We start from the raw sequence: 24,393 nt of genomic DNA, 5'->3' as shown, positions 1-24,393 counted from the left end.
CTCTGCCCTGGTCGTTGAGACCCCAGCAGCGCAAGGTACCCGCGGTGCGGAGGGCGCAGCTGAAGGCATCGCCGACCGCGAGGTTGGTGAAGGTTCCCGCGGCCGCGGTGGACTGGCCCGAGGCGTTGTTGCCCCAGCAGGCCACGGCGCCGGTGGTGCGCAGGGCGCAGGTGTGGGCACCCCCGGCGGAGACGGACAGGTAGCTGCCGGTGGGGGCGGTTGTCTGACCATTGCTGTTGCTGCCCCAGCAGACGATGGAGCTCGTGGACCGGACGCCGCAGGTGTGGCTAGTGCCGGCACTCACGGTGGACAGGACGGCGTTGGGGGCTGTGGCCTGTCCACTGGTGTTGTCACCCCAGCACGCCGGGAGGCCGGTGATCCGGACCGCGCAGGCGTGCGAGCCGCCGTTGCTGACCCCGGTGAACCGCCCGGAGGGCGGGTTGCTGACGATGCCGTCGCTGTCCGAGCCCCAGCACACGATGGTGGTATTGGCCTGGATGCCGCAGGAGCTGTTGGTCCCGGCACTGATCCCCGGGCGGCCGAGAACGTCATCCGGCGCGTAGGTCTGGCCGGAGGCGTCCCAGCCCCAGCAGGTGGCGGTGCCGTTGGTGCGCAGACCGCAGGTGTGGGTGCCCCCGGCGGCGAGGGTGGTGAAGGTGCCGGTGGGGGCCGTGGCCTGGCCGTTGAGGTTCCAGCCCCAGCAGGTGGCGGTGCCGTTGGTGCGCAGGCCGCAGGTGTGGAACTTACCGGCGGTGAGCATGGTGAAGGTACCGGCGGGGGCATCGGCTTGGCCGTCGAAGTTGTCGCCCCAGCACGTTGCTGTGCCGTTGAGGCGCAACCCGCAGGTGTGCGTGCCGCCCGCGTCGATCGCGGTGAAGGTGCCGGCGGGGACGGAAGACTGGCCGAAGTCGTTCCGGCCCCAGCACGTGCCTGTCCCGTTGGTGAAGACACCGCAAGAATGCCCTGCGCCGGCCGTGATGGAGGTGAACGTTGCGGTCGGGTAGTACACGGTGCTCTGGCCATGGTCGTTCTTTCCCCAGCAGGTCGCGGTGCCGCTGGTGCGCAGACCGCAGGTGTGGAACTGGCCGGCCGTAAGAGCGGTGTAGGACCCGGCGGAGACGGTGCTCTGCCCCTCGGCGTTTGCACCCCAGCAGGCGGCCGTGCCGTTGGTGCGCAGGCCGCAGGTGTGGTGCTCGCCGCCCGTGAGAGTGGTGAACGTGCCGGACGGGGCCGTGCTCTGGCCGGAGGTGTTGTCGCCCCAGCAGGTGGCGGTGCCGCCGGTGCGAAGACCACAGGTGTGGCGGCCACCGGCCGTGAGGGTGCCGGTTTGCGCCTCCGGATCGATCGTGGTGATCGACTCTCCGTCGACGCCACTAGGCCCCGCCGCCTGCGCTGCCGACACCGTCACGTCCGCGACGGTGAGGAGAAGCGCGCAGGAGAGGCTGACGGTCAGGGCAAAGAACCGAAGAGCTGACGGGGAGAACCTTCTCGTGCCGCGGGTGCCCGGTGACGTCGACACGTGGGTGGACATGATGCGGCTCTCCTTGCTGGTCAGCGGGATGTTCTCCCAGCGTCGGCCATGCCGGACCACAGCACGACGGGGTAGGCACCGAGTTCTGTGATCAGGGCCAACCCTGAGCCGCACGCCGCGCTTTGCTGCCACGATGATGTGATGGCGCCGAGCCCGAGGGGCAGACTCGTGGCCAGGGCGGTGACCTGGCCGCTCGTGCCCGCCCTCATCCTGGGCATGGTCCTCGTCCAGGTTCGCCGGCCCGGCGCGCCGACCTCCGGGATCCACCTGGAGTCGGTCCTCACGACAACGCCGTACATCACGGGCACCGTGGTCAGCTGGGCCGTGGGCGTCGTCCTGACCGGTCGCGCACACCGCCAGGTGGCCGGCTGGGCGTTCCTGGGGCTCGGAACCGCACTGGCCTGGAGCGGGCTCACCGAGATGTACGCCGAGGTGGCGCTGACGTCGGAGCCCGGCGAGATGCCCCACGCGGAGCTGGTCGCGACCCTGAGCGAGTCGAGCTTCCTGTGGTGGTTCCTCTTCCTGGCGCTGATCCTCCAGTTCACCCCTGCCCCGAGATCCGGCCCCTGGCGCCATCTCCCGGTGGTGACCATCGTCTCCACCCTCGCCTCCCAGGTCGGATCCCTGACGCGGTCGACCCGGCTCGAGACCGGGGGGTACCGCGACACCACGAGTCCGTGGGCGATCGACGGGGCGGAGACGGCGACAGCGGCGGCGTCCACCGTCGCGGTGCTGACCTTGGGGTTCTGCGTCCTGGCCTCGGTGTTCTCCGTCGCGCGCGCCTTCCGCCGGTCCCGCGGGGAGGAGCGTCAGCAGCTGCTTTGGCTGGTGGCCGGAGCCAGCCCGCTCGCGCCCGGCGTGATCGGGTCGTTCGTCGCGGCGTACGCGGGACATGACGAGCTGGCCGGCGCGTTCATGGCCGTCGGGATCGTCACGATCACGTTGGGGGCGGCCTTCTCCGTGGCCAAGTACCGGCTGTACGACGTGGAGCGTGTGGTCAGCGAGTCGGTGGGCTACGCGCTCGCCTCGGGAGCGGTCATCGCGGTCTTCGGGCTGGTGGTGCTGGTGATCACCCGTAGCATCCCCACGCTGAGCTCCACGGCCCGCTGGCCGACCAGTGTCGCCACCCTTGCCGCGGTGGCCGCGGCGCGGCCGGCGTACCTGTGGGCCCGCAACGCGGTCGACCGCCGGTTCAACCGGCGACGGTTCGACGCGGTCCAGGTCGTGCGAGCCGGTCTCCGCAGAGCGGACACCGACCTCGAGACCCTTCTGCGCGAGGCGCTTGGCGATCCGAGCGTTCGGGTGCTCTTCCCGGCCGCCGAGGGATGGGTGACGTCCAGCGGCCACGCCGCGGCACCGACCGGCTCGACCGTCGACGTGGTCCGCGACCACCGCGTCGGCGCGAGGATCGAGTTCGACCCACGGCGCACCGAGAGCAGTGTCGTGGAGGCGGTGAGCCAGGAGGCCGCCGCCGACATCGACAACCTCGGGCTGCGCGCAGAGCTGGCCCGACAGGTCGAGGACGTCACCGAGTCCCGGTCACGGCTCGCCGGCGCGCACCTGGAGGAGCGACAGCGGATCGAGCGCGACCTCCACGACGGAGCGCAGCAGCGGCTCCTGGCGATAGCGCTCCAGCTCCGGTCGGCTCGGATCAACGGCGCCGAGGAGGTTCTCCGCGACGAGGTGGACCGAGCGATCGAGCACCTCGGCCGTACGGTGCAGGAGCTCCGCGACCTGGCCGCCGGCCTCCAGCCGGCCGCGCTCGCCGGCGGCGGGCTCCGCGCCGCGGTCGAGGACCTCGCCAACCGGATCCCGCTGCATCTCCAGGTCTCCGTCGCCGAGCGGCGGTTCCCGCGGGCCGTCGAGAGTGCGGCGTGGTTCGTCGTCGCCGAGGCGGTCTCCAACGTGGTCAAGCATGCCGAGGTCGACGAGGTCGCCATCGTCGCGACACAGGACGGCAGCGACCTGGTCGTGACCGTCAGCGACAGAGGCACCGGCGGAGCCGACGCGCAGGGCAGTGGCCTGCAGGGACTTGCCGACCGGGTCGCCGCCCTCGGCGGATCCCTGTCGGTGAGGCCCAACCATCCGTGCGGCACCCGGGTCGAGGCGAGGTTCCCATGCGGGTCGTGATCGCCGACGACTCTGCCCTGCTGCGGGAGGGACTCTCCCGGCTGCTCCAGGAGTCAGGGGTCGAGGTCTGTGCCCTGGCCGCCGATGCGGAGGGCCTCATCAGCGCGGTACGGGAACTGACGCCGGACGTCGCCATCATCGACATCCGGATGCCGCCGACGTACACCCACGAGGGCGCTGCGGCCGCCCAGGAGCTGCGGGCGGAGCTGCCCGGCCTCGGCATCCTGCTGCTCTCGCAGGCGGTCGAGACGCACTACGCGTCCCAGCTGCTCGAGAACCACGCGGAGAACTTCGGGTACCTGCTCAAGGACCGCGTCCTCGACGTCGTGACCCTGACGGATGCGCTGCGCACGATCGCGGCAGGCGGCACCGTGCTGGACCCCGAGATCGTCCGGCACCTCATGCGCCGCGACACCGCCGCCGACCCGCTGCGCCAGCTGACCGAGCGCGAGCGGGAGGTCCTCGCGTTGATGGCGGAGGGCCGGTCGAACTCGGCCATCGCCCACCGGCTGACCCTCTCCCCCAAGACCGTGGAGAGCCACATCGCCAACATCTTCACGAAGCTCGGCCTGCACGGCGCCCAGGACGACCACCGGCGGGTCCTCGCGGTGCTCGCCGCTCTCAAGGGCGCCTGATGGGAGCCCGCGCTCTCAGGGACAGCGCTGGAGGCCCAGGCCGCCTGGTGGTTGCCGGGCGGCGCCGAGATCAGCGTCCTCTGCTGTTGCGGCCGCGACCTGGCTGCGCACGTCCTCTACGTCGAGACCGGTGAGCTCTGCACCACCCGCAGCCGGAAGCCGGGCTCATGACCTACTGCGGCGGACCCGGGTCCCGAACGGGAAACAGATGTCCTGCGAGACCTTCGGGGTCGACGACCCGAGCCTCAACGGGGCCGGGCTCCGGCGACTCACCACGAAGGGGCATGATCCTCGACGAGACCGGCCACAGCGGCCGCTGGTCGCCGGACGGGGAGCCGACTGGGGACCCGCCGGCGCCGTTCAGTAGCTGAAGGTCGTCGCGCCCTCGTCGCCGATCCAGCTCCACATCGGGATGGTGCCCTGCACCTCGGCCCCCTCGATCAGCGCGGCCTTGTCGAGCTTCTTGGCGTCGAAGCACACCGGGCACACGTAGTAGCGACCGCCGGCGGCTTCGTACCGCTTCATCAGGTCGGGCAGGGGCGGGCAGCCGTCGCACGCGACGCCGACCGCGACACCCTGCAGGGCGAGCCGGACAGCCTCCTTGGTCAGGAACATGAGCGTCGACCTCCCCGACTCCGCCGCTCCGACGGCCACCAGGAAGGCAACGGTGACCTTCTCGGCGTCCTCCAGGCCGGTCGTCAGGCTGATGACTGCTTTCGTGGACATGGGCGTGCCTCTCTGCCGGTGCTGCGGGAAGAGGCGCGTGGTGGCGCCTCCCGAGCGACGCTACGGACCCCCGGCCGGGCATGTCGTCGGGGGAACTCCCTACGGTTCGAGGGGCTCGAAGTTGTCCAGGAGCCCGTTCTTCATGGCGAACAACGTGACGGTCGAACGGGTCGTGGCGCCGGTCTTGGCGTAGATGCGCTCGATGTGGGTCTCTGCGGTCTTCGAGGTGATGCCGAGGCGCCGCGCCACCTCGCGCGTCGAGGCGCCGCGGGCGAGCAGGCGGAGGACCTCGATCTCGCGCGGGGTGAGGCCGGCGGGGCCGGAGCGTCGCTTGCCACGGCCCTGGCCCGCTGCCGCGATGACGGCGTCGACCGCGTCCGCGTCGAGCCGGCCTGCGCGGACCTCGGCCCGGAGCTCGACGGCGGCGTCCCTGGCCGTCATCGGCGCGCGCTGCTCCCGTGCCTCGGTCAAGGTGCGGAAGGCACATCCGGCGGCGAGGAGCCGCCCGGTCACCGGGATGGCGGGACCCGACAGTCCGCGGTGGTGCCCGGAGCCGTCGCACCGCTCCTGGGCCATCGACGCGATGGCCCCGATGCGGGCGAGCTCGGGAGGTCGCGCCAGCATGCGCTCGGTGTAGTAGGTGTGCATCCGCAGGCGCTCGGACTCGGTGTCCGTCAACGCACCGTCCGCGTCCAGGATGGTGGCCGGTACGGCGTGCAGACCGATGTCGTGCAGGAGGGCGGCCCGGCGTACCAGCACCACGTCGGCGGGCGCGAGCCCGGTGTCGGCCGCCGCCTGCGCCACGAGGGCTGCGACACCGCGGGAGTGACCGGCTCGGGAGGGTGAGCGGAGATCGGTGAAGTCGGCCATCGCCTCGAGCGCGGTGTCGAGCTCGCGCTCGGTGAGCCGGCGCTGCAGTCCCGGCTCGCCGGCGACGAGGTGGCTCCAGTCGTCCACGGCGGACAGGTCGCCGAGCACCTCGTCGGCGTGGGCACAGAACGCGTCCACCACCGCCGGGTCGAAGTGCGTGCCCTGTCGGGCCCGGGCGACCGCGATCGCGGCGTCGGTCCCGTTCTCGCGGTGGTGGACCTCGACGGTGTCGGCGAGGTGGAACAGGCGCATCGACAGGGCGATCTGGTCACCGCCCACGTCGTCGGGCACACCCCGTCCGTCCCACCGGGTGAACATCTGCTGGAGGGGACCGCTGACCTCCGGGCCGAGGCCGAGCCGCTCGGCCATCTGCGCCGTCGTCAGGCAGTGCGACATCAGTCCCCGCTGGATCCCGCTCCCGCCGGTGGCCACGAGCCTCCCGGCCAGGCGGAGCCGCCGGATGGCCGGCCCGCCTGTCCCCACGTGGCGAAGCATGAACCCCAGCATCGGGAGACCCGAGAAGTCGACCTGGTAGCTGTCGGCCCGGAAGGCGATGTCGTCGTCGAACCACGCAGCGACCTCCGGCGTGTCGGCGACGCACCCGACCCAGGCGAGGGTCGCGACGTAGTACAGCGCGCCGCGCTCCTCGCGCGCGACGCCCACATGGTCGCCCAGCCGCGACGCGATGGCCCACGAGCGGAGCACGTGCTCCATGGGCTGGCCCAGGCCGAGGTCCGTGGCCAGCGAGAACGCGGCGAGCAGCTCGGTGAGCCGAAGGCCCGAGTCCCGTTCGCCATCCTCCACCGGCCCAGCGTACGAGCGGCGCCCCCGCCGTTGGTGCTTTCGCCGTTTGTGGGGCGAACCCCGGACGACCACGACGCCGGGCCCTCCTAGCGTCGAGGCACACCCGACCCGGAGGCTCCCATGACACGCAGCGCAGCACCCGAAGCCCCGCCCCTCGCCCGGTGGTCGGTGGGCGGCGAGTTCCTCGAGGCGCTCGCGACGCGCGACTTCGAACGGATGGCAACGACGTTGGGGCCGACGATCCGCTTCCGTGCACTGCTGCCCTCGGGACCGGTGGAGCTGGAAGGGTCCGGCGACGTCGCCGCAGCGTTCCGGTCGTGGTTCGGGGGCGCAGACCAGTTCGAGGTCGTCGACGCCACCGTGGGCGAGGTCGGCGGCCGGCTCCACCTGGCCTGGCGCATCCGCCTGCTGCCGGCGCCCTTCGACATCGGACGCGGGTGGCACGTCATCGAGCAGCAGGGATACGCCAGCGCGACCACCTCGATCGAGACCATGGACATGGTGTGCTCCGGGTTCCACCCCGAGGGCCACCGACCCGGACACTGACGGGAGCGACCCGGGGCGCCTGACAGCATGGCCCCATGGCCGCCATCGAGATCCGGGACGCGACCGAGGCAGACGTGGCCGCGTGCGCGGCGATCTACGGTGCGTACGTCGTCGAGACGCCCGCCACTTTCGAGATCGATCCGCCGTCCGTCGAGGAGATGGGCCGCCGGATCGCGGCGTGCCAGGCGGGCCACTCCTGGCTGGTCGCGGAGCGGGACGGCGTGGTCACCGGGTTCGCGTACGGCACCCGGTGGGCCGAGCGGCCGGCGTACCGCTGGGCGTGCGAGGTCAGCGTCTACCTCGCCCGGGACTCCGTGGGCGGCGGCGTCGGCAGTGCGCTCTACGCCGCGCTGCTCGACCGGCTGACCGAGCGCGGCTTCCACGTCGCGTTCGCCAAGGTGGCCCAGCCCAACGACGCGAGCAACGCCCTCCACGCGCGGTTCGGCTTCCGCCGGGTCGGGCTGCTGGAGCGGGTCGGCCACAAGCTCGGCGCGTGGCACGACGTCGCGATCCTGCAGCGCGACCTCGTGCCGGTCGGCATCACGCCGGAGGAACCCCGCTAGCCCAGACCCGGCGGATCAACGGCACCCCCGGGCGGTAGGCGAGGTGGACGTGGCTCGCCGCCTCGAGGAGCACGACGTCCGCCCGGCTCCCCGGCACGAGCAGGCCCACGTCGGCGCGACCGAGCGCCGCAGCGCCGCCGGCGGTCGCCGCGTGCACGGCCTCGGCCGGCGTCATCCCCATCTCGCGCACCGCCAGCGCGATGCAGAGCGGGATCGAGCTCGTGTAGCACGAGCCGGGGTTGCAGTCGCTGGCCAGGGCGACCCGGACGCCCGCGTCGAGCAGCCGGCGCGCGTCGGGGTAGGGCTGTCGGGTGGAGAACTCCACCCCCGGCAGCAGGGTCGCGACCGTGCCGCTGTCGCGCAGCGCGTGCACGTCGTCGTCGGTCAGGTAGGTGCAGTGGTCCACGGCGGTCAGCCCCAGCTCGGCGGCCAGCGCGACCCCCGGCCCCGGGCCGAGCTGGTTGGCGTGCAGGCGGCCGTGCAGCCCGGCGGCGGCACCCGCCGTGAGCACCGCACGTGCCTGGTCGGCGTCGAAGGCGCCGGTCTCGCAGAAGGCGTCGATCCACCGGGCGTACGGCGCCGCGGCGGCCAGCATAGGACCGGTGACCAGGTCGACGTACCCGGCCGGGTCGTCGGCGTACTCCGGAGGGACGACGTGGGCACCCAGGAACGTCGTCTCGTCGGTGAAGCCGCTGGCCACCCGGAGCGAGCGCTCCTCGTCGGCGACGCTGAGGCCGTAGCCGGACTTGATCTCGACGGTCGTCGTGCCCTGCCGGCGCATCTCCTCGACCAGCCGGGCGACGTTGGCCGCCAGCTCGTCGTCGGACGCGGCCCGGGTCACTGCGACGGTGGTGCGGATGCCACCCGCTGCGTAGCTCTCCCCCGCCATCCGCGCCCGGAACTCCTCGGCCCGGTCCCCCGCGAAGACGAGGTGGCTGTGGCTGTCGACGAAGCCGGGGAGGACCGCCCGGCCACCGGCGTCGACGACCTCGTCGGCAGCCGGAGCGTCGCCGGCCGAGCCGACCCAGGCGACCACGCCGTCGTCGAGGACCAGCGCGGCGTCAGTGCGCAGGCCGAGCAGGTCCTCGGCGACGGGGTCGTTGGTGACGAGCTCGCCGATGTTGGTGATGAGGACGCTGGTCACTGCCAGACCTTCTCGATCGCGGCCTCGAGCTCGCGCCCGACGCGCGCGTGGTCGCCGTCGAAGACGACGCGGCCGTCGATGACGACCTCGGTGACGTCCGCGGCGGTGGCCGCGAAGACGGCGGCGTGCACGTCGGCCCCGGTGCCGGCCGTTCGCGGGGATGCCGGGTCGAGGACGACCGAGCCGGTCGGCTCGAGGCCGAGCGAGGCGTGCCCGTGGACCGTCGCGCAGTCGAGGAGCGCCCGGGCGGGCCAGTGCCCGCGGACCCCGGTGCGGAGCCGGTCGTGCATCTCGACGCCCCGCATCTCCTCGAACAGGTCGACCACGGCATGGCTGTCGGAGCCGAGCGAGATCCGGGCGCCGGCGGCCCGCAGGTCGGCGCCGCGCCCCAGGCCGTCGGCGAGGTCGCGCTCCGTGGTCGGGCAGAGGCAGACGAGGCAGCCGGCGTCGCCGATGGTGCGGACGTCGGAGTCGGTGAGGTGCGTCGCGTGGACCAGCGTCGTCCGCGGGCCGAGCACACCGGCGCCGGCGAGCACCTCGGTCGGGGTCTGGCCGTACGCCGCCCGGCACGCGTCGTTCTCCGCCGGCTGCTCGGAGAGGTGGACGTGCAGCGGCCGGTCAGCGGCCCACGCCGCCACCGTGCTCATCTGGTCGCGCGGCACCGCGCGGACGCTGTGGACCGCCGCGCCGACCCGGTCGTCGTCGAACGCCGCGACCCGCTCGGCCCACGCCTCGGCCGTGCCGTCGCTGAACCGGCGCTGGACGCCCTCCGCCGGCTGGCCGATCCCCGCCGTCAGGTAGCAGGTGTCGAGCAGCCGGATCGCGATGCCGACGTCGTCCGCGGCGGCGAGCAGCGCGCGACCCATCTCGTTCGGGTCGGCGTACGGCGTCCCGTCGGGCTGGTGGTGCACGTAGTGGAACTCCCCCACCGCCCCGATGCCGCCCGCCAGCATCTCGGCGTACACCGCCCGCGCGAGCTCGTAGTAGAGGTCCGGCGTCAGCCGTGCCGCGAGGTCGTACATCTGCTCCCGCCACGTCCAGAAGCTCCCCGTGCCCTGCTGCGTCCGGCCCCGCAGAGCGCGGTGGAACGCGTGGGAGTGGGCGTTCGCCATGGCCGGGATCGTCAGCACGTTCACGCGACCAGCCCCGTCAGTGCGTCGGCCAGGGCGTCCACACCCGCCAGGCAGTCGCGGGTCTCCGCCGACTCCTCCGGCGAGTGCGACACCCCCGACGGGTTGCGGACGAACAGCATCGCCGAGGGGATGCCCGCGGCCTGGAGCACGCCGGCGTCGTGACCGGCCTGGGTCGGCAGCACCGGCAGCCCGCGGCCGACCGACGTCGACAGAGAGCTGTCGAAGGCGACGTCACCAGTCACCGACTCGGCGGTGACCGACAGCGTCGTCCCGTCGCGGTCCGCCCGCTCGGCCGCCTGCTTCTCGATCGCGGCGACCAGGTCGGTGAGCGCCTCGTCGGTGTCCGCCCGGGCGTCGAGCCAGGCCGTGACCCGGGACGGTACGGCGTTGGTGCCGTTGGGGTGGGCCTCGATGCGACCGAAGGTCGCGCGCTGCCCGGCCAGCCGCGCCTGCTTGTTGGCGGCGAGCGCGGTCATCGCGTAGGTCAGCATCGGGTCGGCGCGGTCCTCCATCCGAGTCGTCCCCGCGTGGTCGGCCCGGCCGGTGAGGTCGAACCGCCACCGCCCGTGCGGCCAGATCCCGCTCGCGACACCGACCGCCGCGTCCAGGTCGACCAGCCCGCGGCCCTGCTCGACGTGGAGCTCCACGAACCGGCCGACCTGCCGGAGCCACGGCGTCGGCTCGCCACCGGCGACGAGGTCGCCCAGCCGCACACCGTCGCGGTCGGTCAGGCCGGCGACGTCGTCCCATCGCGCGCTTCCCACGGCGAGCCGTGAGCCGAGGCAGGCCCGCCCGAAGCGGGAGCCCTCCTCCTCGACGAACACGCCGACGCCGAGCGGTCGTGCCGGCTGCACGCCGCGGTCGCGCATCAGGTCGATCGCGGCCAGGGCGGACACGACACCCAGCGGTCCGTCGTACGCGCCGCCGTCGAGGACGCTGTCGAGGTGGGAGCCGGTGAGCACCGCGTCGCCGGCGGCGGAGGCGCCCCACCAGGCGACGAGGTTTCCGAACGGGTCCTCCTCGACCGCGAGGTCGCGCGCGGTCGCCTGCTCGCGGAACCACGCCCGCAGCTCCAGCTCGGCGCTCGCCCAGGGCTGGCGGAAGTAGCCGCCCGACGAGCCCGAGCGCCCGACCGGCTCGATGTCATGCCACAGCGACTCGAACGTCATCAGCCGTCCTGCATCGGGACCCGGACGTCCCGCTCGCCGGCGACCTCGACGGCGCGGTCGTAGCCCGCGTCGACGTGGCGGATCACGCCCATGCCCGGGTCGTTGCTGAGCACCCGCTCGATCTTCTGCGCCGCGAGGTCGGTGCCGTCGGCAACGCACACCTGTCCGGCATGGATCGAGCGTCCCATGCCGACCCCTCCGCCGTGGTGGATCGACACCCAAGTGGCGCCGGAGGCGGTGTTGACGAGAGCGTTCAGCAGCGGCCAGTCGGCGATGGCGTCCGAGCCGTCGGCCATGGCTTCGGTCTCGCGGTACGGCGACGCGACCGATCCGCAGTCGAGGTGGTCGCGACCGATCACGACCGGCGCCTTCAGCTCACCGGAGGCCACCATCTCGTTGAACTTGAGCCCGGCCAGGTGGCGCTCGCCGTAGCCCAGCCAGCAGATCCGCGCCGGCAGACCCTGGTAGTGCACCCGCTCCTGCGCCATGGTGATCCACTTCCGCAGCCGCTCGTTGTCGGGGAACAGCTCCAGCACCGCGCGGTCCGTGGCCGCGATGTCGGCCGGGTCGCCGGACAGCGCCGCCCAGCGGAACGGGCCCTTCCCCTCGCAGAACAGCGGCCGGATGTAGGCCGGCACGAAGCCGGGGAAGTCGAACGCCCGGTCGAAGCCGCCCTTGCGTGCCTCGTCGCGGATCGAGTTGCCGTAGTCGAAGACCTCGGCGCCCTTATCGAGGAAGCCCACCATCGCGGCGACGTGGGTCGCCATCGACGACTGCGCCGCCTTGGTGAACCCGACCGGGTCGGCGGTCCGCTGGGCGTCCCACTCCTCGAACGGCACGCCGACCGGGAGGTAGGCCAGCGGGTCGTGGGCGGAGGTCTGGTCGGTGACGATGTCGATCGGGACGTCGAGCTCCAGCAGCCGCGGCAGCAGCTCGGCCGCGTTGCCGAGCACGCCGATCGACAGCGGCGTTCGCGCCTCCTTGGCGGCGAGCGCGCGACGTACGGCGTCGTCGAGGTCGTCCGCCTGCACGTCGAGGTAGCGGTGCTCGATCCGCCGGGTGATCCGGGACTGGTCGCACTCGATGCAGATCGCGACACCGTCGTTCATCGTCACGGCGAGCGGCTGGGCGCCGCCCATGCCGCCGAGCCCGGCGGTGACGGTGATCGTCCCGGCGAGCGTGCCGCCGAAGCGCTTGTCCGCGACCGCGGCGAACGTCTCGAACGTGCCCTGGAGGATGCCCTGGGTGCCGATGTAGATCCACGAGCCGGCCGTCATCTGGCCGTACATGGTGAGGCCGAGGTCCTCGAGCCGCCGGAACTCCTCCCAGTTGGCCCAGTCGCCGACCAGGTTGGAGTTCGCGATGAGCACCCGCGGCGCCCACTCGTGGGTGCGCATGACGCCGACCGGCTTGCCGCTCTGGACGAGGAGGGTCTCGTCGGCCTCGAGGTCGCGGAGGGTGCGGACGATGGCGTCGTAGGCCTCCCAGCTGCGGGCTGCCCGCCCCGTGCCGCCGTAGACGACCAGGTCCTCCGGACGCTCGGCGACCTCGGGGTCGAGGTTGTTCATGAGCATCCGGAGCGGCGCCTCGGTCTGCCAGGACTTCGCGGTCAGCTCGGTGCCGGTCGCTGCATGGATGGGGGTCATCGAAGATCTCCGATCTCGGACTGGGCGGCGGCGAGCACCGCGCCGGACTGGACGAGCGAGACCGCGGTCTCGATCTCGGGCGAGAGGTGGCGGTCGGGGCCGGGGCCGGCGATGCCGGCGTCCCGCAGGAGTCGTACGACGGCGCGCGTGGCCGGTGCCGGCTCCAGCGGCGCCCGCAGGTCGAGCGCCCGGGCGGCCGTCAGGACCTCGACAGCGACGACGCGGCTCAGCCCGTCGACGGACCGGCGCAGCTTCCGCGCCGCGGACCAGCCCATCGAGACGTGGTCCTCCTGCATCGCGCTCGACGGGATCGAGTCGACGCTGGCCGGCACGGCGAGCCGCTTCATCTCCGAGACGACGGCGGCCTGGGTGTACTGCGCGATCATGTGCCCGCTGTCGACGCCGGGGTCGTCGGCGAGGAACGGCGGCAGGCCGTGGTTGCGGGCCTTGTCGAGGAACCGGTCGGTGCGCCGCTCGCTGATGGACGCGACGTCGGCCGCCGCGATGGCGAGGAAGTCGAGGACGTAGCCGACGGGTGCGCCGTGGAAGTTGCCGTTGCTCTCCAGCCGGCGCTCGTCGGGCAGGACCACCGGGTTGTCGACCGCGCTCGCGAGCTCGCGGCCGGCCACCGTCGCGGCGTGCTCCACGGTGTCGCGGGCCGCGCCGTGGACCTGCGGCGAGCAGCGCAGCGAGTAGGCGTCCTGCACCCGGTTGCAGTCGGGGCCCCGGTGCGATGCCACCACACCGGAGTCGGCCAGCAGCGCGAACAGGTTGGCGGCGGCGGCGGCCTGGCCGGGGTGCGGGCGGAGCGCCTGCAGCTCGGGCGCGAAGACCCGGTCGGTGCCCAGCTGGGCCTCCACCGACATGGCGGCGGCGATGTCGGCCGTGCGGAGCAGCCGCCGCAGGTCGGTGATCGCGAGCACCAGCATGCCGAGCATGCCGTCGGTGCCGTTGATGAGGGCGAGGCCCTCCTTCTCGGCGAGCTCGACCGGCTTCAGGCCGGCGTCGGCGAGGGCGTCGGCGGCCGGCATCAGGGTGCCGGCGGCGTCGCGGACCTCGCCCTCCCCCATCAGCGCGAGCGCGCAGTGGGCCAGCGGCGCGAGGTCACCGGAGCAGCCCAGCGAGCCGTACTCCCGCACCACCGGCGTGATGCCGTGGGCCAGTAACGCCGCGAGGAGCTCGGCGGTCTCGCGGCGGACCCCGGTGTGGCCGGTCGCGAGTGTCGAGAGCCGCAGCAGCATGAGCGACCGGACGACCTCCCGCTCGACCTCCGGACCGGACCCGGCCGCGTGGGACCGGACCAGCGAGCGCTGCAGCTGGGTGCGCAGCTCGGGCGCGATGTGCCGGGTCGCGAGCGCGCCGAACCCGGTCGAGACGCCGTACGCCGGCGTCGGCGACGCCGCCAGCTCCTCCACGACCCCGCGCGCCCGGTCGACGGCCGCGAGGGCGTCATCGCTCAACCGCACGCCCGCGCCGTCCCGTGCGACCGCGACCACCTGGTCGAACGAGACGGGTCCGACACCGACCTCGACGTAGTTGTCCTCCATGTCTCTCATCCAACGCCGGTCGGGCCGGGGTCACCAGCGTCAGAGGGGAGGAGGTGTCTCGGATATGAGACTTCGCGGGCGACAGTTTCACCGGCCGGCCGGTGAAACTGTCGCTGGGAGTACGAAGTTTCATCGGCCAAGCGACAGATTCATCGGCCAAGTCTTGCCGAATAGGTTAGTGACGACTAACGTATTGGCGTGGACGCCTTCAGTGCGGCAGCGGAGCCGAACCGGCGCCGCATCCTGCAGCTGCTCGCGTCCGAGCCCCGGACCGTCAGCGACATCGCTGCCGAGTTCACCGTGACCCGATCGGCCGTCAGCCAGCACCTCCTGCTGCTGGCCGATGCCGGGCTCGTGACGGCCGAGAAGGTCGGCCGCCAGCGGATCTACCGCGTCGTCCCCGACGGCTTGCGCTCGCTGCAGGCCGAGATCGACCGGTTCTGGACCGACGAGCTCGACCTGCTCGTCGCCGACGCCCACGCCCACGCCCACCCCAACAGGAGCAACCCATGACCATCACCAAGACCGCGACCCTGCCGGTCTCCCCCGACGAAGCGTTCGCCCTGATCACCGAGCCCGAGCGGCTGCGGCGCTGGATGACGGTCTCGGCGTACGTCGACCTCCGCGCCGGGGGCGACTACCGCTGGACGGTGACGCCCGGCCACCACGTCGCCGGCACCGTCCGCGAGCTCGAGCCCGGCCGCCGGGTCGTGCTCGGCTGGGGCTGGGACGGCGACGACGGGCTGCCGGTCGACGCCTCCACCGTCACGATCACCGTCGAGCCGGCCGACGGTGGGTCGCTGGTGACCCTGGTGCACGAGGGCCTTCCCGCCGACCAGGTCGCCGGCCACGACGAGGGCTGGACCCACTTCCTCGAGCGACTCGAGAAGGTCGCCACGACCGGCGACGCGGGCCAGGACCCCTGGGCGTGGGAGCCGGAGAACCTCACGCCGCTCGTCGCCGCCGAGGCCGTGCTGTCGGCGATCCAGCCGATCCTGCGGTCGATCACCGACGACGACGCCGACCGGCGCACGCCCTGCCCCGAGCTCCCGGTCGGCCCGCTCGTCGACCATCTCGTCGCCTCGATGGTGGGGCTGGGCGCCATGGTGGGCGCCACCATCGCCGAGGTCGAGGGATCGGCAGAGCACCGCGTGTCCACCGCTGCCGATGAGTCGATCACCGCGTGGCGCCGGGCCGACCTCGACAGCACCGTGCAGGGACCGGCCGGCGAGATGCCGGCAAGCGTCGGGGCCGCGCTGGTGAGCGCCGAGATCGTCCTCCACGGCTGGGACCTCGCCCAGGCTCTCGGCACGACCGTCGAGGTGTCGGACGAGGTCGTCGCCTACGTCGCCGGCCTCTCGGAGCCCATCCTGCCGATGGCGCGCGGCCGCGCCTTCGCCGACGAGGTGCCGGCGCCTGCCGACGCCTCGCCCCTCGACAGGTTCGCGGCGTTCGCCGGCCGCACCGCGCTCGCCGCGCAGCCCGCCGGGCAGAGCTGATCGCATGGGCCAGGTCCCGTCGGCGACGAGGGCGCTGCGTGTCCTGCGGTTCCTCGCCGCGCAGCCGGAGCCGGTGCCGCTGGAGCGGGTGACGGCGGCGGTCGGCATCCCCAGGTCGTCGGCCTACCACCTGCTGGCCGCGATGGTCGAGGAGGGCTTCGTCGTCCACCTCCCCGACGAGCAGCGGTACGGCGTGGGGGTGGCCGCGTTCGAGGTCGGGTCCGGCTACGCCCGCCAGGAGCCGCTGCAGCGGATCGCGAGGCGACCCCTCGCCACCCTGGTCGACCGGGTCGGCCAGTCTGCGCACCTCGCGGTGCTGCACGGGCGGGACGTGCTCTACGTGCTCGAGGAGCGGGCGCCCGGCCGTCCGTCCTTGGTGACCGACGTGGGAGTCCGGCTGCCCGCCCACCTGACGGCCAGCGGTCGGGCGATCCTCGCGCAGCTGCCGGCGGCGCAGGTCCGCGCGCTCTACCCCGACCGCTCCGCGTTCGTCGACCGGACCGGCGTCGGGCCGGGCTCCCCCAGCGCGCTGCGCTCGGTGCTGACCGAGACCCGTCAGCGCGGCCACGCCCGCGAGGACGGCGAGGTGACACCCGGCCTGGCCAGCGTCGCCGCGGCCGTGCTCGACCACAACGGGCACCCGGTCGCGGGCGTCGCGGTCACCTTCGTCGCGACGGAGGGGGACGCCGACCGGCTGGCCGACGCCGTCACCACGACCGCGGCGACGCTCGGCCGCCGACTCAGCGGTCGCTGACGACGGAGGCCGACGGGGTCTGACGGGTGGCCGCAGCGGGCACTGAGGAGGCATGGGCGACCTCGCGACCTACCGGCGCAAGCGGGACTTCCGGCGCACGCCGGAGCCCGCCGGCAGCGCCGCGCGCGACGCGTCGGGGCGGCGCCGGTTCGTCGTCCAGCGGCATCGCGCCAGCCGCCTGCACTACGACCTCCGGTTCGAGATCGACGGGGTGCTGGTGAGCTGGGCCGTCCCGAAGGGCCCGACCCTCGACCCGTCGGTGAAGCGGATGGCGGTCCACGTCGAGGACCACCCGGTGGAGTACATCGACTTCGAGGGGATCATCCCGAGCGGCCAGTACGGCGGCGGCGACGTGATCGTGTGGGACACCGGCACCTGGGAGCCAGCGAAGACCGACGACCCGGCGGCCGCGCTCGAGCAGGGTGAGCTGCACGCCGAGGTGCACGGAGAGAAGCTCCGCGGCCGGCTCGTGCTGCTGCGGCGTGACGGGAAGGCCGACGAGAAGGAGCAGTGGCTGCTCCTGCACAAGAAGGACGAGTACGCCGTACCCGGCTGGGACCCCGAGGAGCACCCCCGCTCGGTGCTGACCGGTCGTACCAACGACGAAGTCAAGGAGGACCCGGACCGGATGTGGCGCTCCGGGGCTCCGGCCGAGGAAGCAGAGGTCTCGATGCTGCCCGATCCCGTGCCCGACGAGGCGATCGCTGCGCTGGAGGAGCTCGAACAGGAGGGCACCTGGGAGGTCTTCGGCCGCCGGCTCAAGGTGACCAACCTCGACAAGGTGCTCTTCCCCGGCGACCCGCCGGTGACCAAGCGGGAGCTCCTGGCCTACGTCGCGCGGATCGCGCCGCTGTCGCTCCCCTACCTGGAGGGGCGGGCGCTCAACCTGCACCGCTATCCGGACGGCGCGGATGCGAAGGGCTTCTGGCACAAGGAGCTGCCCAAGCACGCTCCGGACTGGCTGCCGCGCTGGGACAACCCCGAGGCCGACCCGGGCGAGACGACGACCTACCTCGTCGTCGACGAGCCGGCTGCGCTGCTCTGGGCCGCCAACTTCGGCGCGCTGGAGTGGCACCCGTGGACGTCGTTGACGACCGCGATGCACGAGCCGACGTACGCCCTCGTCGACCTCGACCCGGGCGAGCGGACCACCTGGGACGAGCTGCTCGAGCTGGCCCGCCTGCACCGGACCGCCCTCGACCACCTCGGCGTGACCGCACGAGCGAAGGTGACCGGCAAGCGTGGCATCCAGATCTGGGTCCCGGTCCGCCCGGGCTACACCTTCGACGAGACCCGCGCCTGGACGGAGAAGCTGTCCAAGACCATCGGCAAGGTGCTGCCGGACCTCGTCAGCTGGAAGTGGCAGAAGAAGGAGCGCCGGGGGCTGGCGCGGCTCGACTACACCCAGAACGCCATCAACAAGACCCTCGTGGCGCCGTACTCCACGCGTCCCGCCGCCGGTGCGCCCGTCTCCGTGCCGATCAGCTGGGCGGAGCTCGACGACCCCGAGCTGCGGCCGGACCGCTGGACGGTGCGGACCGTCCTCGACCGGCTCGAGGAGCGGGGCGACCCGTTCCGCGCCCTCCTCGGCGTCGAGCAGGACCTGCCCGAGATCACCTGACGGAGCCCCACCTACGATCGACGCGTGCTGATCGCGACCGACCTCGACGGCACCCTGGTCCCGGCCGACAGCAGCGAGCCCAGCCCGTTCACCGCGTCGGTGCTGGAGCGCGCGGACCGCGCCGACATCCCCCTGGTGTTCGTCACCGCCCGGCCACTGCGCTGGATGGACGGGTTCTGGCCGCTCGTCGGCGAGCACGGGCTGGCGATCGTCTCCAACGGCGCCGTCGTCTACGACGTGCACGCCGGCTCGGCCATCAGCGTCCGCGGGATCGAGCCTGCGGCCGGTCTGTCGGTGATCTCCGCGATCGCCGCGTCGGTGCCCGGGGCAGCGTTCGCCGTCGAGTGCATCGACGGCATCCGGCTCGACCCGCGCTTCGTCGAGCGCCACCACGTTCCGGAGGGCTCGCCGCGCGGCGAGCTCGACGAGATCTGGGACCTGCCCGCGCTGAAGGTGCTGGTGCGGCACCCGTCCATGGGGCCCGACGACTTCCGGGACGCCGTGGTCGCGGCCGTCGGGGAGACGGCGACCGCCACCTGGTCCGAGAGCGGCCTGGTGGAGATCAGCGCAGCCGGCGTCGACAAGGCGACGGCCCTCGTCGAGCTGTGCGCACGGCTCGGCGTCGCCGCCGACGACGTCGTCGCCTTCGGGGACATGCCCAACGACATCCCGATGCTGGCCTGGGCCGGGACGTCGTACGCCATGGCCGACGCCCACCCCTCCGTGCTCGAGGCTGCCGACCACGTCGCGCCGCCGTGCGGCGACGACGGCGTGGCCCGCGTGATCGAGGCCCTGCTCGACCGCTAGCGGCTCAGGCGATCGCGGCGGTGCCGAAGGCCACGTTGAACTGGTCGCACCAGATCACGACCGACCGCATGCCCTCGAGGTCGGCGTCGCCGGGGATCTCATAGTTCTGGTCGCCCTGGTTGCCCTTGAGCTCGCCGAGCCGGACGTAGTCACCGTCGTCGTAGATGTCCCAGGAGCCGAAGCAGCCGTCGCAGTCGCCGCCGCTCTTCTGGTCGGTGATCCACACGTGGACGTCGGGGCCGTTGGAGGTCTCGAAGCCCTCGAGCCGCAGGTAGCGGGTGCCGTCCTCGCGCAGGTAGATGATCGCGCGGCCGGACGTGCCGTGCTCGGCGTCGATGAAGTCACCGGACGTCAGCTCGACGCGGCGGGGCTGGTCCGCCGTCCCCGTGTCGCCGGCGTCCGGCTCCGGGAAGGACGTCTGGGAGAGGCCGTCGGAGGCCGTGCCGACCACCTCACCGCTCTCGTCGGCCTCGTCGACCTTGTCGTCGATGAACAGCAGCCACGGCTGGAAGAGCAGCAGGCCGATCACGACCACCACGAGGAACACGCCACCGACGCTCAGCCAGATCGTCCTCTTGCGGCTCATCGGTCATCTCTCCTCAGGTCAGCAGCAGTGTGTCGAGCCGCCGGCGCACGACCAGCAGGCCCACCACCCCCATGACCAGAAGGTAGACGACCGAAACCGCGGAGGCGGCGGAAACCGTGCCGGTCGTGAGCTCGCGGCAGAGCACCACGCCGCGGTAGAGCGGCGTGCACTCGACGATCCACCGAACCGGCCCGGAGTAGGTGTCGACGGGGAAGAAGGTCGCACTGAACAGGAAGAGCGGCAGCTGGACGAGGGTGATCTTGTCGAAGTCCTGGAAGTTGCGCATCCAGGTCGTCGCCGCCATGCACACGGCGCTGAACGCGAACCCGATGAGCAGCACCGCCGGCAGGGCAAGTACGGCCCACCACGACTCGATCAGCCCCATCGCGAGCATCACCAGCAGGAACATCACGGCGTAGGACGACCCGCGCAGCTGGCCCCAGGCGATCTCGCCGCGCGCGATGTCGCCGGTCGAGAGCGGCGTGGCCAGCATCTGGTCGTAGAGCTTGGTGTACTTCAGCTTGAAGAAGACGTTGAACGTCGAGTCGAGCAAGGCGCCGTTGAAGGCGGACGCGGCGAGCATCCCGGGCGCGACGAAGGTCGCGTAGGAGACCTCCTTGCCGCCGACCGCGAAGCCCTCGATCAGCGCGCCGACGCCGATGCCGATCGACAGCAGGTAGAAGACCGGCTCGAGGAAGCCGGTGATGAAGAGCTTCCACGCGTCGCGGTAGACCACGTAGTTGCGCAGCACCAGCAGCCCGGTCGCGGCTCCCGGGCCGAGCGGCTGGACCTGGGTGGTGTCGGACTCGAGCAGCCGATTGGTCCGCGGCGCGGTCACGCGATCATCCGCTTCGTCAGGCCGGAGACCGACCACCGCCACCCGAGCAGCATCAGCACCACGAGGACCGCGACGTTGACGCCGGCCACCCACCAGGTGACGTTGTCGAGGGCGAACATCCGGGACAGGTTGACGCCCTGCCACAGCGGCGTCAGCCTCGCCAGCCAGGAGCCGACGTCGCCGAGGTTGCTGACCGGGAAGAACGCGCCCGAGAACAGGAACAGCGGGAAGACGCCGAGCCGGAACAGGACTCCGAAGCTCTCCTCCGACCTGCTGCGGGTGGCGAAGGCGTAGACCAGGGTCGCGAAGGTCATCCCGCAGAGCACCTGCGACGCGAAGGCGAGGAACGGCCCCCACCAGGACTCGTAGACGCCGAACGGCGCCATCACGGCTGTGAACAGCGCGCACGTCGCGGTGAGGTGGAGCGCGACAGAAGCCAGGTGCGCGCCCACGACGTGTCGCGGCTGCAGCGGCGTGGCGAGCATCGACTCGTAGATCCGCTGCCACTTGATCATGCCCATGACCGGCCAGGTGGTCTCGGAGACCGCGGTCTGCATCGCGTGCGACGCGATCAGGCCAGGCACGACGAAGGCGAGGTACGAAGTCGCCCCCTCCAGCGCGTCGGCGTCGGCCTCGACGAAACCGCCGAGCAGCACGCCCATCGCCAGCACGTAGAGGAACGGTGACAGGAACGAGGAGACGACGACCCCGCGCCAGGTGCGCGCCCACAGCGTCGCCCAGTAGTCGACCTGCCGCAGCACGCCCTCCTTGAACGGGAGGTCGTGGGGCGCGGGGACCGCCTCGGGCCCTCCGGTCCCTGAGCCTGTCGACGGGGTCGAGACCGCCATCAGTCGACCAGGGTCCGGCCGGTGAGGCGGAGGAAGACGTCCTCCAGGGTGGAGCGCCGGACCAGCGTCGCCAGCGGCTGCAGGCCGCGCTCGTGCGTCTTGGCCAGGACCTCCTCGCCGTCGTGGGTGTAGACGAGCAGCCGGTCGGGCAGCACCTCGACCCGCTCGCCGAGGTCGCCGATCACCTCGGCATGGTCGGCATGCTCGCCGACGCCGAACCGCAGCTCGGCCACCTCGCGGGTCGAGTGGGTCCGGATCAGGTCGAGCGGCGCACCCTCGGCGACGATCACGCCCTTGTCCATGACGACCAGGCGGTCGCACAGCTGCTCGGCCTCGTCCATGTAGTGCGTGCTCAGCACGAGCGTGACGCCGGCGTGCTTGAGCCGGAACAGCTGGTCCCACAGCACGTGGCGGGCCTGCGGGTCGAGGCCGGTGGTCGGCTCGTCGAGCAGCAGCAGGTCGGGACGATTGATGAGTGAGCGGGCGATCGTGAGCCGCCGCTTCATGCCGCCCGAGAGCTCCTCGACCTTGGACTTCGCCTTGTCGGTGAGCTTCGCGAACTCCAGCAGCTCCCCGGCCCGCTCGCGGACCACCTGCTTGGGCAGGCCGAAGTAGCGGCCGTAGATGTAGAGGTTGTCGAAGACGTTGAGCTCCTGGTCGAGGTTGTCCTCCTGCGGGCAGACGCCGAGGCGACCGCGGATCGCCGGGCCGTCGACGGCCGGGTCCATGCCGAGGATGCGCAGCTCGCCGCCGCTGACCGGCGACACCGACGCGATCATCCGCAGGGTCGAGGACTTGCCGGCGCCGTTGGGTCCGAGCAGGCCGAACGCCTCTCCCCTGCGCACGTCGAGGTCGATGCCCTTGACCGCCTCGAAGGTGTCGCCGGAAGCCTGGCGGAACTCCTTCCGGAGCCCGCGGGCGGTGATCATCGCGTCGGTCGGCGCGGGAGCGACCATCGGGCTGTCCGCCGCATCTTCGGAGAGGGTGTCGCTCACCCGACCGATCCTAGGCACGGACGCAGACACCGGCCTTCGAATATCGTCGGCGGATGCCCCGCTCCTTCGTGCTCGTCGAGGGCGAGAGCGACCGGACCGCGCTGCTGACGCTCGCCGGTCGGCTGGGCCACGACCTGAGCGGCGTCGAGGTCGTCAGCATGGGCGGGATCACCAACCTGCGCCGACACCTCGCGGAGCTGCCCGGGGGCGGGCGGGTGACCGTGCTGCACGACGCCGGCGAGACGTCGTACGTCGACCGCACGCTGGCGCGGCACCACCGTCCCGTCGAGCGCTTCGTCTGCGACGCCGACCTCGAGGACGAGCTGATCCGGGCGCTCGGCGTGCCCCGGGTCCTCGACGTCGTCGCGGCCGCCGGCGACCTGGCCGCGTGGCACATCCTCTGCAACCAGCCGTTCCACCGCGGCCGTGCCGAGACGGCCGTGCTGCGGCGGTTCTTCGGCACGACGAGCGGCCGGAAGGAGAAGTACGCCGCGCTCCTCGCCGCCGTGCTCGACCCCGGCACCGTGCCGGCTCCGCTCGCCGGTGTGCTCGCCGCGGTCACCTAGGCCGGGTAGCCCCGAGCCGCCCGAGCCACCAGTCGAGCACGCCGGACCGGGGGTCGATCCCGTAGGCGCCAGTCATCACCGCCCCGGCCTCGGCCACGCGGCCATCCCGCGCAAGGTCGGCGCCGGCGGCCCAGGGACCCGCGTCCGGCGGCAGCGGGAGCGCTGCCAATTGCCGGGCACTCACCTTGACCGACCCCGGCGTGAGTCCGGTGCCGAGGTAGCGCGCGGCGGCGTGGGCGACGACCGGGGGCGCGAGGAGGACGGCGAGGATGCGCCACAGGTCGGCCGGGTCGTGCGGGACCACCGACACGACCGGAACGGAGGGCAGCCACTCCCCCCGCTCGTCCACGACCGCCTCGATCACCCGGCCCTGCCCGGCGACGAGCACCTTGGGCACCAGCCGGGCCTCCGCCCACGACGCGAGCGGTCCGGTGCGGACGGCGGCCACGTCGACGACGGGTGCGGCGTACTCCTGCCGCGCGAAGCGGGTCGGCCGGCTCCCCCACTCGCACGTGCCCGGCTCGATCAGCCCGCTGGTGACGAGCGGCGTCTCACCGGGCGCGCCGACCGCCTCGCGGACGTGCGGCACCAGCCCGTAGTACTGGTCGCGGAAGTCCGCCGTGCAGGCAGCCAGGTCGCCGAGCACGCCCGTGCCCGGCGGCAGGTCGACGACCGGGACGCCGAAGGAGGGCGCCGCGAGACGGCCCCAGTCGTCCGGCCCGGGGCCGCCGGTCGCGCCGATCCGCACCACCGGGACGCACGCGAGCACGGAGGTCCCGCGGAAGACCGGCCGGTCGGACACCCACAGCTCGGACACGGCGCCGACCTCGGCGACCTCCGCCCGCACCGGCCCCGCGTCACGAGCGCCGAGCACCGAGAGCGGCTGCACGAGAGCGACGATGCCGCCCGGCTCCACCAGGCCGAGGGCGCGGTGGAGAAACGCTGCGCTGGTGTCGGTATAGGCGCCGAGCCCGGTGCGCTGGCCCGCCGTGCGCCGCTTGAGCTGTCCGAGGAACGGCGGGTTCCCGACGACGGCGTCGAACGTCGCCCCGTCCCAGGCGGCCAGCCCGTCGGCGACGCGCACCCGCTCCTCGATCTCGGCGGCGGGCACCGAGGGGTCCTCGGCCTGCAGCCGCAGCCGGGCGATCCGGACGGCCTCCGGGTCGAGGTCCGAGCCGTGCACCGCGCGCACGTCGCCGAGCCGGCGGGCCGACGCGACCAGGAAGTGCCCGGTCCCGCAGGCGGGGTCCAGCAGCCGGGAGGCGCCGCCGGTCAGTGCCCGGTCGAGGATCCAGTCGACGAGCTCGGGCGGGGTGTAGAACGCCCCACGCGTGCGACGCTCGCCGGACCTCTCACCCACCAGCCGGTCCTCGTAGGCGGTGGCGAGCGCCTCGGCCCGCTCCCGCTCGTCCGCCATGTCGGCAGGCTAGTGGGC

General features: G+C 72.7%; 22 protein-coding genes and 1 pseudogene. 10 read left to right on the top strand and 13 right to left on the bottom strand.

What is annotated here, in order from left to right; translation table 11 throughout:
- Nucleotides 1-16: 16 nt before the first annotated feature.
- Nucleotides 17-1,531: pseudogene (locus tag F0U47_RS21265) on the bottom strand (RCC1 domain-containing protein); the annotation flags it as partial.
- A gap of 168 nt (nt 1,532-1,699) precedes the next feature.
- Here F0U47_RS21265 and F0U47_RS14150 point away from each other — a divergent pair.
- The gene (locus F0U47_RS14150) at nt 1,700-3,661 is read left to right on the top strand and encodes a sensor histidine kinase (protein ID WP_188111358.1); all 1,962 of its coding nucleotides are present in this window, start codon (nt 1,700-1,702) and stop codon (nt 3,659-3,661) included.
- On the top strand, nt 3,649-4,296 hold the full coding sequence (locus F0U47_RS14145) for a response regulator transcription factor (protein WP_149751115.1): 648 nt from the start codon (nt 3,649-3,651) through the stop codon (nt 4,294-4,296). The genes F0U47_RS14150 and F0U47_RS14145 overlap by 13 nt, the downstream gene beginning before the upstream one ends.
- A 360-nt stretch (nt 4,297-4,656) precedes the next feature.
- Here the strand turns inward: F0U47_RS14145 and F0U47_RS14140 are convergent, their stop codons facing one another.
- Nucleotides 4,657-5,022 (bottom strand): DsrE family protein, encoded by a 366-nt coding sequence (locus F0U47_RS14140; protein ID WP_149751114.1) that lies wholly within the window; start codon nt 5,020-5,022, stop codon nt 4,657-4,659.
- Between the two features lie 99 nt (nt 5,023-5,121).
- Complete coding sequence (locus tag F0U47_RS22040; RefSeq protein ID WP_281290997.1) at nt 5,122-6,696, bottom strand: HD domain-containing phosphohydrolase; 1,575 nt, start codon at nt 6,694-6,696, stop codon at nt 5,122-5,124.
- 120 nt (nt 6,697-6,816) lie between these two features.
- Between F0U47_RS22040 and F0U47_RS14130 the strand changes: the two genes are divergently transcribed.
- Both F0U47_RS14130 and F0U47_RS14125 read left to right on the top strand, forming a co-directional pair.
- Nucleotides 6,817-7,242: a hypothetical protein gene (locus tag F0U47_RS14130; protein WP_149751113.1), complete on the top strand. Its 426-nt coding sequence runs from the start codon at nt 6,817-6,819 to the stop codon at nt 7,240-7,242.
- 35 nt (nt 7,243-7,277) lie between these two features.
- On the top strand, nt 7,278-7,805 hold the full coding sequence (locus tag F0U47_RS14125) for a GNAT family N-acetyltransferase (RefSeq protein ID WP_149751112.1): 528 nt from the start codon (nt 7,278-7,280) through the stop codon (nt 7,803-7,805).
- Here the strand turns inward: F0U47_RS14125 and hutI are convergent.
- From hutI to hutH, 5 genes are read right to left on the bottom strand one after another with little or no spacing between them, the layout of a single operon-like run.
- Nucleotides 7,783-8,949, bottom strand: coding sequence for an imidazolonepropionase (gene hutI / locus F0U47_RS14120; RefSeq protein ID WP_149751111.1), 1,167 nt, complete (start codon nt 8,947-8,949; stop codon nt 7,783-7,785). The two genes, F0U47_RS14125 and hutI, sit on opposite strands and share 23 nt — an antisense overlap.
- A complete protein-coding gene (locus F0U47_RS14115; RefSeq protein WP_246159629.1) occupies nt 8,946-10,085 on the bottom strand; it encodes a formimidoylglutamate deiminase in 1,140 nt (379 codons plus the stop codon). Before F0U47_RS14115 ends, hutI begins: the two co-directional genes overlap by 4 nt.
- A complete protein-coding gene (locus tag F0U47_RS14110) occupies nt 10,082-11,251 on the bottom strand; it encodes an allantoate amidohydrolase (protein WP_149751109.1) in 1,170 nt (389 codons plus the stop codon). Before F0U47_RS14110 ends, F0U47_RS14115 begins: the two co-directional genes overlap by 4 nt.
- Nucleotides 11,251-12,897, bottom strand: a complete 1,647-nt coding sequence (gene hutU / locus F0U47_RS14105) for a urocanate hydratase (protein WP_149751108.1) — start codon at nt 12,895-12,897, stop codon at nt 11,251-11,253. The genes F0U47_RS14110 and hutU overlap by 1 nt, the downstream gene beginning before the upstream one ends.
- A complete protein-coding gene (gene hutH / locus F0U47_RS14100) occupies nt 12,894-14,444 on the bottom strand; it encodes a histidine ammonia-lyase (RefSeq protein ID WP_149751107.1) in 1,551 nt (516 codons plus the stop codon). The genes hutU and hutH overlap by 4 nt, the downstream gene beginning before the upstream one ends.
- Before the next feature lie 198 nt (nt 14,445-14,642).
- On the opposite strand from hutH, the gene F0U47_RS14095 reads away from it, so the two are divergent.
- Genes F0U47_RS14095 through F0U47_RS14075 form a run of 5 tightly spaced genes read left to right on the top strand, consistent with a single transcriptional unit; the run spans nt 14,643 to nt 19,125 of the window.
- Nucleotides 14,643-14,957, top strand: a complete 315-nt coding sequence (locus tag F0U47_RS14095; protein ID WP_149751106.1) for an ArsR/SmtB family transcription factor — start codon at nt 14,643-14,645, stop codon at nt 14,955-14,957.
- Nucleotides 14,954-15,943, top strand: coding sequence for a TIGR03086 family metal-binding protein (locus F0U47_RS14090; RefSeq protein ID WP_149751105.1), 990 nt, complete (start codon nt 14,954-14,956; stop codon nt 15,941-15,943). The genes F0U47_RS14095 and F0U47_RS14090 overlap by 4 nt, the downstream gene beginning before the upstream one ends.
- Before the next feature lie 4 nt (nt 15,944-15,947).
- Nucleotides 15,948-16,697 carry an IclR family transcriptional regulator gene (locus F0U47_RS14085; RefSeq protein ID WP_149751104.1) on the top strand — a complete coding sequence of 250 codons (750 nt, stop codon included), beginning with the start codon at nt 15,948-15,950 and terminating at the stop codon, nt 16,695-16,697.
- Between the two features lie 52 nt (nt 16,698-16,749).
- Complete coding sequence (locus F0U47_RS14080) at nt 16,750-18,318, top strand: non-homologous end-joining DNA ligase LigD (RefSeq protein ID WP_149751103.1); 1,569 nt, start codon at nt 16,750-16,752, stop codon at nt 18,316-18,318.
- 24 nt (nt 18,319-18,342) lie between these two features.
- Entirely contained in the window at nt 18,343-19,125 is a 783-nt protein-coding gene (locus F0U47_RS14075; RefSeq protein ID WP_149751102.1) for an HAD family hydrolase, read from the top strand.
- 4 nt (nt 19,126-19,129) lie between these two features.
- Here the strand turns inward: F0U47_RS14075 and F0U47_RS14070 are convergent, their stop codons facing one another.
- Genes F0U47_RS14070 through F0U47_RS14055 form a run of 4 tightly spaced genes read right to left on the bottom strand, consistent with a single transcriptional unit; the run spans nt 19,130 to nt 22,392 of the window.
- Nucleotides 19,130-19,711, bottom strand: a complete 582-nt coding sequence (locus F0U47_RS14070; RefSeq protein ID WP_149751101.1) for a DM13 domain-containing protein — start codon at nt 19,709-19,711, stop codon at nt 19,130-19,132.
- 13 nt (nt 19,712-19,724) lie between these two features.
- On the bottom strand, nt 19,725-20,549 hold the full coding sequence (locus F0U47_RS14065) for an ABC transporter permease (RefSeq protein ID WP_246159628.1): 825 nt from the start codon (nt 20,547-20,549) through the stop codon (nt 19,725-19,727).
- Nucleotides 20,546-21,397, bottom strand: a complete 852-nt coding sequence (locus tag F0U47_RS14060) for an ABC transporter permease (protein ID WP_149751100.1) — start codon at nt 21,395-21,397, stop codon at nt 20,546-20,548. Before F0U47_RS14060 ends, F0U47_RS14065 begins: the two co-directional genes overlap by 4 nt.
- Nucleotides 21,397-22,392: an ABC transporter ATP-binding protein gene (locus F0U47_RS14055; RefSeq protein WP_438362074.1), complete on the bottom strand. Its 996-nt coding sequence runs from the start codon at nt 22,390-22,392 to the stop codon at nt 21,397-21,399. Before F0U47_RS14055 ends, F0U47_RS14060 begins: the two co-directional genes overlap by 1 nt.
- A 53-nt stretch (nt 22,393-22,445) precedes the next feature.
- On the opposite strand from F0U47_RS14055, the gene F0U47_RS14050 reads away from it, so the two are divergent.
- Nucleotides 22,446-22,958, top strand: a complete 513-nt coding sequence (locus tag F0U47_RS14050; RefSeq protein ID WP_149751099.1) for a TOPRIM nucleotidyl transferase/hydrolase domain-containing protein — start codon at nt 22,446-22,448, stop codon at nt 22,956-22,958.
- Here F0U47_RS14050 and F0U47_RS14045 read toward each other — a convergent pair.
- A complete protein-coding gene (locus tag F0U47_RS14045) occupies nt 22,951-24,375 on the bottom strand; it encodes an HsdM family class I SAM-dependent methyltransferase (protein WP_149751098.1) in 1,425 nt (474 codons plus the stop codon). The two genes, F0U47_RS14050 and F0U47_RS14045, sit on opposite strands and share 8 nt — an antisense overlap.
- Nucleotides 24,376-24,393: the final 18 nt, after the last annotated feature.

The organism is Nocardioides antri, from assembly GCF_008373765.1.
Lineage (GTDB): Bacteria > Actinomycetota > Actinomycetes > Propionibacteriales > Nocardioidaceae > Nocardioides > Nocardioides antri.
This window is presented reverse-complemented; position numbering and strand designations above follow the sequence as displayed.